At 40.6% G+C, this 12,356-nt stretch carries 12 protein-coding genes; 4 read left to right on the top strand and 8 right to left on the bottom strand.

From position 1 onward, the window contains the following. Nucleotides 1-94 precede the first annotated feature (94 nt). Nucleotides 95-1,714, top strand: a complete 1,620-nt coding sequence (gene guaA, locus ACM0OT_RS19895; protein WP_414566130.1) for a glutamine-hydrolyzing GMP synthase — start codon at nucleotides 95-97, stop codon at nucleotides 1,712-1,714. Nucleotides 1,715-2,003: 289 nt separating this feature from the next. Here the strand turns inward: guaA and folE are convergent, their stop codons facing one another. The 5 genes from folE to ACM0OT_RS19870 all read right to left on the bottom strand — a co-directional run bounded on the left by folE (nucleotide 2,004) and on the right by ACM0OT_RS19870 (nucleotide 6,426). Then, the gene (gene folE / locus ACM0OT_RS19890) at nucleotides 2,004-2,654 is read right to left on the bottom strand and encodes a GTP cyclohydrolase I FolE (RefSeq protein ID WP_414566129.1); all 651 of its coding nucleotides are present in this window, start codon (nucleotides 2,652-2,654) and stop codon (nucleotides 2,004-2,006) included. 115 nt (nucleotides 2,655-2,769) lie between these two features. Further along, nucleotides 2,770-3,807 (bottom strand): CobW family GTP-binding protein, encoded by a 1,038-nt coding sequence (locus tag ACM0OT_RS19885; protein ID WP_414566128.1) that lies wholly within the window; start codon nucleotides 3,805-3,807, stop codon nucleotides 2,770-2,772. Between the two features lie 161 nt (nucleotides 3,808-3,968). Beyond that, nucleotides 3,969-4,229 (bottom strand): hypothetical protein, encoded by a 261-nt coding sequence (locus ACM0OT_RS19880; RefSeq protein ID WP_414566127.1) that lies wholly within the window; start codon nucleotides 4,227-4,229, stop codon nucleotides 3,969-3,971. Between the two features lie 10 nt (nucleotides 4,230-4,239). Then, complete coding sequence (gene thrS, locus ACM0OT_RS19875; protein WP_414566126.1) at nucleotides 4,240-6,096, bottom strand: threonine--tRNA ligase; 1,857 nt, start codon at nucleotides 6,094-6,096, stop codon at nucleotides 4,240-4,242. Nucleotides 6,097-6,153: 57 nt separating this feature from the next. Then, complete coding sequence (locus tag ACM0OT_RS19870; RefSeq protein WP_414566125.1) at nucleotides 6,154-6,426, bottom strand: type II toxin-antitoxin system HicB family antitoxin; 273 nt, start codon at nucleotides 6,424-6,426, stop codon at nucleotides 6,154-6,156. A 139-nt stretch (nucleotides 6,427-6,565) separates the two neighbouring features. Between ACM0OT_RS19870 and ACM0OT_RS19865 the strand changes: the two genes are divergently transcribed. Then, a complete protein-coding gene (locus tag ACM0OT_RS19865) occupies nucleotides 6,566-7,300 on the top strand; it encodes a phosphoadenylyl-sulfate reductase (RefSeq protein WP_414566124.1) in 735 nt (244 codons plus the stop codon). A gap of 300 nt (nucleotides 7,301-7,600) precedes the next feature. On the opposite strand, the gene ACM0OT_RS19860 is transcribed toward ACM0OT_RS19865, so the two are convergent. The 3 genes from ACM0OT_RS19860 to psb34 form a co-directional block, all read right to left on the bottom strand. Continuing rightward, entirely contained in the window at nucleotides 7,601-8,137 is a 537-nt protein-coding gene (locus ACM0OT_RS19860; protein WP_414566123.1) for a DOMON-like domain-containing protein, read from the bottom strand. 114 nt (nucleotides 8,138-8,251) lie between these two features. Then, entirely contained in the window at nucleotides 8,252-9,388 is a 1,137-nt protein-coding gene (locus ACM0OT_RS19855) for a phosphotransferase enzyme family protein (protein WP_414566122.1), read from the bottom strand. Nucleotides 9,389-9,557: 169 nt separating this feature from the next. Then, entirely contained in the window at nucleotides 9,558-9,728 is a 171-nt protein-coding gene (gene psb34, locus ACM0OT_RS19850; RefSeq protein WP_414542112.1) for a photosystem II assembly protein Psb34, read from the bottom strand. 232 nt (nucleotides 9,729-9,960) lie between these two features. Here psb34 and ACM0OT_RS19845 point away from each other — a divergent pair, with 232 nt between their 5' ends. Together ACM0OT_RS19845 and ACM0OT_RS19840 are read left to right on the top strand one after the other, a co-directional pair. Then, nucleotides 9,961-10,761, top strand: a complete 801-nt coding sequence (locus ACM0OT_RS19845; protein WP_414566121.1) for an RMD1 family protein — start codon at nucleotides 9,961-9,963, stop codon at nucleotides 10,759-10,761. Nucleotides 10,762-11,000: 239 nt separating this feature from the next. Further along, nucleotides 11,001-12,077 (top strand): hypothetical protein, encoded by a 1,077-nt coding sequence (locus tag ACM0OT_RS19840; protein WP_414566120.1) that lies wholly within the window; start codon nucleotides 11,001-11,003, stop codon nucleotides 12,075-12,077. Nucleotides 12,078-12,356 lie beyond the last annotated feature (279 nt).

The following is a 12,356-nucleotide window of genomic DNA, read 5'->3' as shown; positions in this document are numbered from 1 at the left end:
TATCTTAACCATTTACCAGCCAAACCAGGCGATAAGTGGTGTTGAACTAGACAACAGTGCGACCATCTACCTTACATTCACAACTCCCCTCATCATGAATACAGCGGTGACTCTACAAACCGAACAATCACCTCAAATGGAAAATTTGGGGCGGCTGGATCGTCAAATGATTGTGATTCTCGATTTCGGGTCACAATATTCAGAATTGATTGCTCGTCGCATCCGCGAGACTCAAGTATACTCTGAAGTTCTCTCTTATCGCACTACATCTGAACAATTACGCAAATTAAATCCTAAAGGGATCATTCTCTCTGGTGGGCCAAGTTCAGTTTATGATGATCACGCTCCCCATTGTGACCCAGAAATCTGGAATTTAGGCATTCCCATTTTGGGTGTGTGCTATGGAATGCAGTTGATGGTCAATCAGCTCGATGGGCAAGTAGAAAAAGCTGCACGGGGTGAATATGGCAAAGCATCATTATATATAGATGACCCCACAGACTTGCTAACTAATGTCGAAGATGGCAGCACCATGTGGATGAGTCACGGTGATTCAGTCACCAAAATGCCCCCAGGGTTTGAAGTGTTAGCCCATACAGAGAATACTCCCTGTGCTGCCATTGCTGACCACGAAAAGAAACTTTACGGTGTACAGTTCCATCCCGAAGTAGTGCATTCTATTGGTGGTTTGCCATTAATTCGCAACTTTGTTTATCATATCTGCGATTGCGAACCCACCTGGACAACAGCGGCTTTTGTAGAAGAAGCAATTCGGGAAATTAGGGCTAGAGTCGGTGAAAAGCGGGTACTTTTGGCGTTATCTGGGGGGGTAGATTCTTCCACCCTAGCCTTTTTGCTGCATAAAGCTATTGGGGATCAGTTGACTTGTGTATTTATTGATCAAGGCTTCATGCGTAAATTAGAGCCGGAACGGTTATTGAAGCTATTTAAAGAACAGTTTCACATTCCCGTCGAATATGTCAATGCCCGCGATCGCTTCTTAGCAATGATTGACGGTATTACAGATCCCGAAGAAAAACGCCGCCGCATTGGGCATGAATTTATTCGAGTATTTGAAGAGACATCCAAACGCCTGGGTCATTTTGACTATCTAGCACAAGGTACTTTGTATCCAGATGTCATCGAATCTGCTGATACCAACGTAGATCCTCAAACTGGCGAACGAGTAGCAGTCAAAATTAAGAGTCATCACAACGTTGGTGGGTTACCCAAAGACCTGAGGTTTAAACTAGTCGAACCTCTGCGGAAACTATTTAAAGATGAAGTCCGCAAAGTTGGCCGTTCCATTGGTTTACCAGAAGAAATTGTCCAACGCCAACCCTTCCCCGGCCCTGGTTTGGCAATTCGGATCTTAGGCGAAGTCACCGCCGAACGGTTAAACATTTTGCGTGATGCTGATTTGATAGTGCGCCAAGAAATTAACAAACGTGGTTTGTACCATGAAGTTTGGCAAGCATTTGCTGTATTACTACCAATTCGTAGTGTTGGTGTCATGGGTGACCAACGTACCTATGCTTACCCCATTGTCTTGCGGATTGTCACCAGTGAAGATGGCATGACTGCTGATTGGGCGCGTATCCCTTACGATATATTGGAAGAAATTTCTAACCGCATTGTTAATGAGGTCAAAGGTGTTAACCGTGTGGTTTACGATATTACCTCCAAGCCACCTGGAACCATCGAGTGGGAATAATTTTTGCTAAGTTAGGCTAGCGATACAGATGGACACAGATGAACACTAATATTTTCTCTGTGTCCATTTTTGATTTTATTTATGGGATGTTGGCTGACACAAAAAAATAATTTGCTAAAAGTGATTAAATTAAATGAGCGATCGCGGAAATCAAACCTTTTATATTTAGTTGGTATATTTACGAACCAATAATTAATTTTTTATTTTTTATTTAATCATGTAGAGACAAGACTTTTCCTATCTCTACAGATATAACAGGAGCTAATAGAGATAACTCTATGAGAACTATTTAATGAAACTTCGCATTGTGCCGGATCAAATTCATAAATTCCTCACGGGTTCTGCTATCTTCTGAAAATACACCCCGCATGGCACTGCTAACAGTCCAAGAGCCAGGTTTTTGTACACCCCGCATAACCATACACATATGAGTTGCTTCCACTACCACTGCAACACCTTGGGGTTTGAGTAATCTTTGTAGAGCGTCAGCAATTTGTGTGGTGAGGCGTTCTTGCACTTGTAAACGTCGTGCATACATTTCACAAATGCGGGCAATTTTAGATAAACCTATGACTTTACCGTTGGGAATATAAGCAACATGAGCGCGCCCAATTATTGGCAGGATATGATGCTCACAGGAACTAAAAATATCGATGTCCCGAACTAACACCATTTCATTGGCATCTTCTGTGAAAACTGCTCCATTTAGCAGTTCGTCCAAAGACTCATGATATCCCTTTGTGAGAAACTGCAAGGCTTTAACCACTCGTTTGGGAGTGTCTAAAAGTCCTTCACGGTCTGGATCTTCTCCTAATCCAATCAACAAAGTACGCACAGCCTGCATCATTTCTGCTTCTGTGATTTTTGGCTGTTTTTGAGTGGCTAAAGATGACAGTACCTGATCAGCAGAAGTTAGATCGGGACGAATCGATAGAGTCATTTTGTAAGTTTTGTAAGAATGTTGTATGAGTTCATCAGTTGTCAGATTCTTGTGGCTATTGCCTCTGACTACCCATGACTAATGAATGAGTGTAACATAACTTTACACTTCCTCATCATACCAAACATTTATGCAAACGTGAGTGAATTTCACTGGTTTCCAAGTTTCTGCCAATGAAAACTAGCTGATTTTTTGGTGGAGAATACCAATCATCAGCGTGTAAATTGTAACGAGGCCCACTCAGTTGAAAAATATGGCGTAACTCGCTGTCACTAAACCAGAGAATCCCTTTTGCGCGAAATACACCTGCTGGCATTTCTTCAGTGAGAAAGGCTTCAAATTTGTGGACATCAAAGGGGCGATCGCTTTGGAAAGAAATGGAAATAAATCCATCGTTGTCTAAGTGATCAGAGTGATGGTGATGATGTTCATGTTCATGATGGTGATGTTCATGGTGATGATGTTCTTTGTGGGCATCTTCTTTGGCAATAGAAATATACTTATCTTTGGGAGTCAAATCTGTGCCTAACAGCAATGGTAATGGCACTTGTCCATATTGAGTGTGCAAAATCTTCGCACCCACTTTGACTTCATAGATAAAGGATTCTACTTCTTGTATTTTTTCTGGAGTAACTAAGTCAACTTTATTCAGGAGAATAATATCTCCATAAGTTATCTGTTTTAATGCTGATTCACTTTGAAAATGTTCGCTATTAAATGCTTCGGTATCTACTAATGTGAGAATAGAATCAAGGTTAGTTAAATCTCTGAGTTCCGTTCCCAAGAAAGTTAAAATAATTGGTAGGGGGTCAGCTACACCTGTGGTTTCAATTACTAAGTAATCAATGCGTTCTTCTCGTTCTAAAACTCGATAAACAGCGTCAACTAATCCATCATTAATTGTACAACAAATACAACCATTGCTCAGTTCCATCATGTCTTTATCTACGGAAACTAGCAATTGGCTATCAATGTTGATATCGCCAAATTCGTTGACTAGGACGGCAACTTTTAAGTCTTGTTTGTTTTTGAGTATTTGATTGAGAAGTGTAGTTTTACCACTGCCTAAAAATCCGGTTATGAGGGTGACGGGCATTCCCTGTTTGGGAATTTCAGGCATGATGTTGGTTTGTGATTTACTTAATGTTGTCATATTGTATCCTCCGGGGAATTTATTCAGGTGAAATAGCAATATTTTGAGGAATCAACCGCAAATAAAAGAAAGTTTCCAAGGGGTTTTGCGTTAGTTCCATATACAGTATTTTGTAAGCATATTATAAATCTTGTGGGGTGGGTATATTGCCCTTGTTTACCTTATTTATCTGAGAGAAGTTGAGTGATATCTTCATAATCTATGTCGGCGATTGCTTTATGAATTTTGTACTGTTGAGGTGGCATTGTCATGAGAGAAATTACTGTCTCAATTGGTGGGCAATTCGCTTCCGTACAATTTAATTGACTTAGAGAAATAGGCGTGTCTGGATCAATTGGGAAAATTTGATAAATCCATTGTTTAATTGGTGCTATTAGTTGGGGATTTACTTGAGGTTTTTTGTTGCTAAATGAGAAGTTCATGCTGGATGGTTTAGATGAATGTTTTAGAGGCGATCGCTTGTTGCACTTTCTCGATAATGTCATTAATAGTTAATGCACCTAAATCACCAGTTTGTCTGGTACGGATACTTAAGGTTTGGTTTTCTACTTCGCGGTTACCGATGACAGCAACGACGGGAATTTTTGCTAATTCGGCTGTGCGAATTTGTTTGCCTAATCGCTCACCGCTATTATCTATTTCTACCCGGATACCAGATTTTTTGAAAGTTGCAGCTACAGTTTTAGCATATTCGCGTACGTCATCGCTAACTGGTAACAGCCTAATTTGTATCGGTGCTAACCACAGAGGAAAATCACCAGCATAATTCTCAATTAAGATGCCAAAAAATCGCTCTAAAGAACCAAAAATTGCCCGATGAATCATAATTGGTCTTTGGCGATCGCCTGCTGGGGCAACGTATTCAATATTAAAGCGTTCGGGCAAGTTAAAATCAACTTGAATCGTGGAACATTGCCAACGACGACCAATAGCATCTTCTATTTTAATGTCGATTTTGGGGCCGTAAAAGGCACCGCCACCTTCATCAATGATATAATCCCAACCTTTGGTATCTAAGGCTTCTCGTAGTGCATTGGTGGCTAAATCCCAAACTTGATCATTACCTACTGATTTCTCTGGACGGGTAGACAAGTTAATTTCGTAATTGGTAAATCCGAAGTCCGATAATATTTGTTCTGTCAGATTTAACACACCCAAAATTTCTGGTGCGATTTGTTCAGGTAAACAAAAAATGTGAGCATCATCTTGAGTAAATCCCCTCACCCGCATCAAACCATGTAAAGCACCAGAACGTTCATAGCGGTAAACTGTCCCCAGTTCACACACCCGAATTGGTAGTTCTCTGTATGAGTGCAGTTGATTTTTGTATGTGAGGACATGAAAAGGGCAATTCATCGGCTTGAGTTGATAAGCCTGATGTTCTACATCTATCGAGTCAAACATATTTTCCCGATAGAAGTCAAAGTGACCCGATGTTTTCCACAGTTCTAAATTAGCGACGTGGGGAGTGTAGAGTAATTGATAGTCGGCTGCTAAGTGCGATCGCTTCCAGTAATCTTCAATGATATGCCGAATTTGCGAGCCTTTAGGATGCCAGAAAACTAACCCACCACCAGCTTCGTCTTGAATACTGAACAAATTTAAATCTTGTCCTAGCTTTCTATGGTCACGCCGCAGCGCTTCTTCTCTGTGTTTTAAGTAAGCTTGTAAAGCTGCGGGAGTTTCCCAAGCAGTGCCGTAAATGCGTTGTAACATCGGCTTGGTTTCATCACCTTGCCAATATGCACCCGCAACATTCAACAGCATAAAAGCATCAGGATGAATTTCCCCAGTAAAGTTGACATGGGGGCCAGCACACAAGTCCCACCAGTAATTTTGAGAACTGGTTAAATCGTCTTGTGAAACCGTAAATAACGAAGGTTCTGGCTGCACAACCGCATCAGGACTGCCGATAAAATAACGTGTAATAATGTCATTTGGGGAAATGCGTTCTAAAATTTCTATTTTGTAACTTTCACCTAAGCGCGCAATTTCTGCTTGAATTTCCTCCCGTGACACTTCCTCCCGAATAATCGGCAAATTAGCTTGAATTATCCGCCGCATCTCCCCAGCAATTTGATCCAAGTCCTCTGGTGTAAAGCTTACAGGACTATCAAAATCATAGTAAAAGCCTGTTTCTGTAACTGGGCCAGTTGCTACTCTAGTCCCTGGAAATAAGGTTTGCACAGCCATTGCCAAAATATGGGCGCAAGTGTGACGTATTCGCACCAAGTACTGATTATCTGGCTGCTGTAATGTCTCCTGGGACTGGATGATAGAACTAACCATAACGACAAAATAATGAGAATCGTTATCATATTAGCGCAAAAAATCCCAGTGGCAACATTAAGCAATCAAACTTGATTCACAACAATTCCCTAAATTCTTCACGATTGATTTGACCGATGTATCAACAGCGACCCGTTGAATACCAACAAAGTCTAGTGGCTCTAACTGGTCTTCCTCAAACTCCAAACAAAGTTCAATTGCTTCTCGAATACGTTCTATTAACTCATCTAAAGTTTGGGCTTGCGTATGACAACCAGGCAGGTTTGGGACAGAAGCAACAAAGTAACAATCCGCATCTCGTTCAATAATTACATTAAATTCTCGTTTCATTATGAGCTTATTTGAATTTTTACTTTATGTTTTCATGATACAAAGAGCGATCGCCTGATAATTCCCCATATTCCTCATAGCATAACGGTATCTGAAAATTGGTAAAATTCAAGTTACGCATGAGGAGAACACAACCGACATGGTAGCAACTACAACCAACTTAAATATTCCTGCCTTAGAAGCAGAATATAGTCAAAAAACACCAAGAGAAATCTTAAAATTTGCCTTGGAAACGTTTAACAATATCGCAATTTCTTTCAGTGGTGCTGAGGATGTTGTTTTAATTGATATTGCCTCAAAAATCACTAAAGACTTCCGTGTTTTTACTTTAGATACTGGACGCTTACACTCAGAAACGTATCAGTTTTTGGATCAAGTTAGAGAACATTATGGCATTAAACTAGAAGTCATGTTTCCCGATGCAGCCGAAGTGCAAGCCTTGGTAGAAGAAAAGGGTTTGTTTAGTTTCTATCAAGATGGTCACAAAGAATGTTGTGGTGTTCGCAAGGTAAGACCATTACGCCGTAAACTGAATACCCTGGATGCATGGATTACAGGTCAGCGCAAAGACCAAAGCCCCAGTACCCGCAACCATATTCCGGTGATTGAAGTTGATGGCGCTTTTTCTACAGAAGACCATCAATTAATTAAATTCAATCCCCTAGCCAACTGGTCTTCTGCACAAGTATGGGAATATATCCGCGCCTTAGATGTACCTTACAACAAATTGCATGAACGCGGTTTTGTGAGTATTGGTTGCGAACCTTGCACCAGACCTGTGTTACCTAACCAGCATGAACGCGAAGGCCGTTGGTGGTGGGAAGAATCCACAATGAAAGAATGCGGTTTACATGCTGCTAACTTAGAGAAATAGTCAATGAAAAAGTGCGATCGCTTGAGGCGATCGCCTGACTATTTTGTTACACCCAAAATTCCGGTTGAATTAAGTCGATGGCCATGGCTATCAGACTAGCGAAGTCTAATTGATAGAATAGTCTCAAAAATCGAACTTGTTCTTGAACTTGTTGATTATCACAAGCAAAAATCACTCGCCTAGCCTGTAGAAGGTAGTAGGTGATTAGCAGTCAAAATCCGGCAATGCGTCAAATATTGTTAGCAGAAACAAAATTATTGATTTTGGGTTATCTCAAGAATTATTTAGGTGAGAGATAGATTACAAATCAATCATAAAACTGTCTCGCAGATGAAAATCAGCTTGTACGCCGCAATGAGTTAATGCCCAATAAGTTACTGTATCATTGCTATGTTTAATCACAGCAGTAATAGCAACTTCCAGGGTTTGTTTGGCTGAGATAATTTGACTCAAATCAATATTCACAACCAGTGATAAATCATCGGATTGATTAACATCAAAAGGAAGCACACTAAAAGCTGTTTCCTCTGTCATTCCTTGGCGGTATCCATGAAAATGATAGGCATTCCAGTGTCCGGCGGGTGAAAGATTAAATTCCCAATATTGTGCTGAATCTTTGATACCTAAGAAAAATTCAAAACAAGTCTCTTCCCACAATTCATGTTTGCGTGTTTGTGTATTTGATAGTGGTGGAATCACAACTGCTTTTAAGTCACCCATTAGATGATAGTTAATAGTTAGTTGGTTATGATGTCGAGTAATACTACCAGTGATTTGCAAGTTAGGTAGAGTCTCGTTTGATGGAAATGGTTGCAGGGTAAATGTCTGGTTATTCATGCTAAATTTGTGAAGTAATTTAGAAGATAAGTTTGTAGTCAGTGGCTTTAACCCTTTTTACAGCGCTTTGGAGGACTAAAGTCCTCACTACAAAACTTTAATTTTTTCAATTTATTACTTATTAAGTATTCTCAAGTCTTGAATAATTTGACGAATTTTAGTTTCTTGAGATTCGATGCTTTCGGTGAGTTTAAACTGTACTAATGCCCTAGCTAAGTTGTGTTCTGGATGCTTAACTTTAAAGTAGATATTCCCGGCTAAATAGTCGGCAAAAAATCTCAGTCCTAATTCAAAAGTAATTAGGCGAATGGCATCGTAAATGTAAAGATAGTCATTTTCTGTAAGAAAGGCTTGGGCTACAGAAAGATAACCTTGTAAAATTCCCTGACACAAGTCAGTATCAAAATAAACTCCGGTCCAGTGTTCAGTTTCTTCTCCCGCCGGATTACAGCCCGATCGCAAGCAGTCGCCAATATCGTAATGTACTAGTCCTGGCTTTACGGTGTCGAGATCAATCACGCTAACTGCTTTGTGGGTAGCAGTATCAAACATGACATTATTAATTTTGGGGTCGCCGTGCATCAGGCGCAGCGGTAATTTACCTGTGGCTTTCGCATCTTCGAGAATCGATACAAAGTTAAGGCGATCGCTCACAAATTTCCAGCCATAATTAATTTCTGGGGATGGTTGTGGCTGAGTTTTTGCTAAAACTTCGTTGTACTGCTGAAGGTAAAGCGGTGTAATATGGAAACCTTCTAAAGTATCAGCCAGTTTTTCTGGAGATAAATCACTGATAAGGTTGTGAAACATCCCCAACGCATAGCCGATTTCTGCGGCCAGCGAACTATCTTGTAGAGTATCGAATGATTGGGAATTTTCAATGAAACTAATTGCGCGCCAGTAATAGCCACAGCTATCTTGCCAGATATCTTGAGTATTTTTAGTTAATAGCACCCGGGGAACTTCCCAACGCCGATTTGCGGGGGTGCGTTGCAGGCGATCGCGCACATGTTCTGTTAAAGTACGCATATTCCGCATTACTAGTTCTGGCTGGCGAAACACCTGAGTATTGATGCGTTGCAGAACAAAATGTTTTTCTGTGACAGCATCCAGAGTTACTAAAAAAGTATCGTTAATATTACCACTGCCGAATGCTTGAACACCTGTAACTCTATCGGAAAATGTGAATTGTTCGGCGATGGTCACCAGGCTTTCTACACCAAGTGTCTGAATATCTTCTGTAATTTTCATATATGACCTACACTACTCCTCACTGAAATTGCACAAATGCAATAGGGGATATCGTAGCCTATGTCTAAATAATTCGTAATCCCAACAAAAAACCCCGGCGAAACTAACCGAGGTTTATAGGAGAAGTCCAAATGACGATGAGATACAGTGATACCGAAATCTACAAATATTAGCTAACGCTTAAGGCTACCAAAACTAAAGTTGTGACGAGTAATGTAGCGAATGCACCCTGCACAGCATATAAACGTTGCTCTTCTTGGTCAGGGTAGCTAGCGTAATACATTTTGGGTTCGTTAGCGTAGTTGTTTAAAATGCCTGCTTCGTTAATGGTGGTATACATAGTTTTTTCTGTGTTTGTTACTTTATGTAAACTAATTTAACAATATCGTTACAAAAGGTCAATAGGGCTTGACAAAAAATAATGGATGGCTGCGATTAGAACTACTTATGTCGGGATATTTTCTGTGACTCCACCCAAAGGCGATCGCGTGAATATTTATCAGTCGTATAATAAGTTTTAGTTGCTATAGCTACCTCAAAAATCAACCAGGAACACATAGCATAGGGCGGCAATGCAAAAACTACTTTTTAATGACAGAGATAACTTTAAAGCGCAGGCCCTATTCATTGCTAAGAAGATTAACCTACAGAAATTAGAGAATTACGACTGTTTGGCGACCATGCCAATAATGGTTACAGTAGGTGAACACGGCTGTGCGGTATTGCTGAGTTATGGTGCAGTTGTGCTGTTTAACCTTGAGCCTAAGGAAAAGAAAGCCTTTTTGACCAAACTATCCGCTCAAGTTAGCGAAGCCTTTGCTGAACCGGAGACAGAAGAGGTGGAAATGCACCTCAACTTGATTGAGAGTGAGCGAGTCAGGGAAGGAAAAATTTTGCTGCATGAATTCAGTATTGAACGCTTGCAGATAGTGGCTGATATTCTGGCTAAAAGTGTGGTGCTATCTCATTACGAAACGAGCCTAGCCACTGTATTTGATCAAATTGAACCCTTTGCAGCTAGTCTTCAGCGCGAACACAGAAGTAGACGCGAGAGTCGGGAATTACTGCGTCAACTCGGTACTACCTTGTTAGTTCAACATAAAATTGTTGGTCGAGTCGAGATCATCGATAAGCCAGAGGTACTGTGGGAATCGCCCCAACTAGAAAACTTATATCTGCGTTTAGAGGATGAATACGAAATCCGTGAGCGTCACAACGCCTTAGAACGCAAACTAGAGCTAATTTCCCAAACTGCACAAACGGTGCTGGAGTTCATGCAGCATAGCAGTAGTCAGCGAGTCGAATGGTATGTGGTGATTCTGATTATAGTGGAGATTCTACTGTCACTGTATGACATTATTTTTAAAGGCTAGTACCGCTACTTTGGAAGTCAAAAACCTTATGGTATGGGCTTTTCATTGATTTTAAATGATCTATTTATTTAGGGAATCTCAAAAATTAAATTATCCCATCTTGTAGGGTGGGCATCCTGCCCGCCCTTAATATAAGCTCTACAAAGAATTTTGTCATACTTTTTTACGTGGAAGTCCCTTACACCAAGTTAAAGATAGGGGAAACTATACTGGTATAACTAAAAACAATAAAAAAACCAATGCATACAGCCAGAGCGATCGCCCCATTAACTGCCATTATTTTCTCTAGTCTCATATCCTGTGCATCCATCACAGCGCCGGAATTATCCCAGTCTGCACAACTAACTCCATCCCCATCTATGGTTGCTGAAAACGACCAGCCCAGTTCAGAAAGCATTCTCAACGAAGTCATTAGCCGTCAGAAAAGTTTACAGGTTTGCGATTTTGAGTTTAACCCAGAGGCAGCACGCCAATTCTCTGAAGTCTACACTAATAATCAAGGTCAGCATCTAGTACAACTTCTCTGTTTCATGGCCGCTTATCAAGGTAGATTCGCCTTCTTGCAAGTAGATACTTCTGGATCTGACGTCAAAATTCAACCTTTAGAACTCGAAGTTGCAGGATTACCCGGATTTGATTCCCAAACAAATATCCTGTCTAATAGTTATAAATTTGTCGGTGCAGGTACTTGCATACAAGCAACTCAATACTATTGGCGTGGTGACGGGTTAAGGCTGATTAGTTCCCAGATGATAGATGGACAGCCTAATGGCTGTCAAGAATTAGGAGTGCGATCGCCTTCAGCCAATCAACTAATTACTACGAAGAATATCGGCCCTGCTAAACTAGGTATGACTCTAGGACAACTCAAGCAAGTTTTAGGTGCAGAAGCAAAATTTGAACCCACCAGCCTGGGAGTTGATGCAGGTGAAGGGATAAAAGTTATTCAAGAAGGAACTTTGCAGTACTTGTTGGGTTTCACCGCAGAAGCAAAAACCATAACCGACAATTCTATAATTAACAGCATTACAGTTGCTAACCCCGACTATAGAACCAGTACTGGGGTAGGGCCAGGGACTCCTCTCAAAACGGCTGTTGCAGTCTACGGCCCTGCGACCCTATTTTACAACTGGAATAATGAAGGGCGAGAATACATTGAATTTGAAAAAGGACTTGGTTCAGGGATGTCCATCAGGTCTAATCAGTGGACTCGTACAGATTTTTCTGGTATTTATTCTGACACTAAAGCTGAGTTCAACAAAACTCAAAAATACCACGAACATGCAGGTATTGGTACCATCACCATCAGGCAGTAATACAATTTGGGCTTTGGAATGGGGAATCCCTTTGTGTGTCTGCTATTTTTGCACTTGGGTTCAGGTTTTATGAACGCAAGATTTACACAAAATTCACGAAATTAAGTTATTCGCTAGGCGTACAAGGTGACGATAAAGACCTAATCGCCTAAAACGCTGATATTGCTTATCTACAACACATTTCAGCCGCATTGACAAGTTTTTTTTGTGTAGATTTTGTGTTGTAAAATTGCGTGATAACGCTGAATTTTATTGTTTTAATAGAGCTTTTTTACGCCA

This window comes from Anabaena sp. CCY 9613 (genome assembly GCF_963920895.1).
Lineage (GTDB): Bacteria > Cyanobacteriota > Cyanobacteriia > Cyanobacteriales > Nostocaceae > Cyanocohniella.
The sequence above is the reverse complement of the archived record's forward strand: the minus strand, read 5'-3'. Positions and strand labels throughout refer to the sequence as shown.

What these genes read in the sequence shown, in the direction of transcription:
- guaA (WP_414566130.1), top strand. Translation starts at nt 95, where the DNA reads ATGAATACAGCGGTGACTCTACAAACCGAACAATCACCTCAAATGGAA.
- folE (WP_414566129.1), bottom strand. Translation starts at nt 2,654, where the DNA reads ATGACTCTATCGATTCGTCCCGATCTAACTTCTGCTGATCAGGTACTG.
- ACM0OT_RS19885 (WP_414566128.1), bottom strand. Translation starts at nt 3,807, where the DNA reads ATGACAACATTAAGTAAATCACAAACCAACATCATGCCTGAAATTCCC.
- ACM0OT_RS19880 (WP_414566127.1), bottom strand. Translation starts at nt 4,229, where the DNA reads ATGAACTTCTCATTTAGCAACAAAAAACCTCAAGTAAATCCCCAACTA.
- thrS (WP_414566126.1), bottom strand. Translation starts at nt 6,096, where the DNA reads ATGGTTAGTTCTATCATCCAGTCCCAGGAGACATTACAGCAGCCAGAT.
- ACM0OT_RS19870 (WP_414566125.1), bottom strand. Translation starts at nt 6,426, where the DNA reads ATGAAACGAGAATTTAATGTAATTATTGAACGAGATGCGGATTGTTAC.
- ACM0OT_RS19865 (WP_414566124.1), top strand. Translation starts at nt 6,566, where the DNA reads ATGGTAGCAACTACAACCAACTTAAATATTCCTGCCTTAGAAGCAGAA.
- ACM0OT_RS19860 (WP_414566123.1), bottom strand. Translation starts at nt 8,137, where the DNA reads ATGAATAACCAGACATTTACCCTGCAACCATTTCCATCAAACGAGACT.
- ACM0OT_RS19855 (WP_414566122.1), bottom strand. Translation starts at nt 9,388, where the DNA reads ATGAAAATTACAGAAGATATTCAGACACTTGGTGTAGAAAGCCTGGTG.
- psb34 (WP_414542112.1), bottom strand. Translation starts at nt 9,728, where the DNA reads ATGTATACCACCATTAACGAAGCAGGCATTTTAAACAACTACGCTAAC.
- ACM0OT_RS19845 (WP_414566121.1), top strand. Translation starts at nt 9,961, where the DNA reads ATGCAAAAACTACTTTTTAATGACAGAGATAACTTTAAAGCGCAGGCC.
- ACM0OT_RS19840 (WP_414566120.1), top strand. Translation starts at nt 11,001, where the DNA reads ATGCATACAGCCAGAGCGATCGCCCCATTAACTGCCATTATTTTCTCT.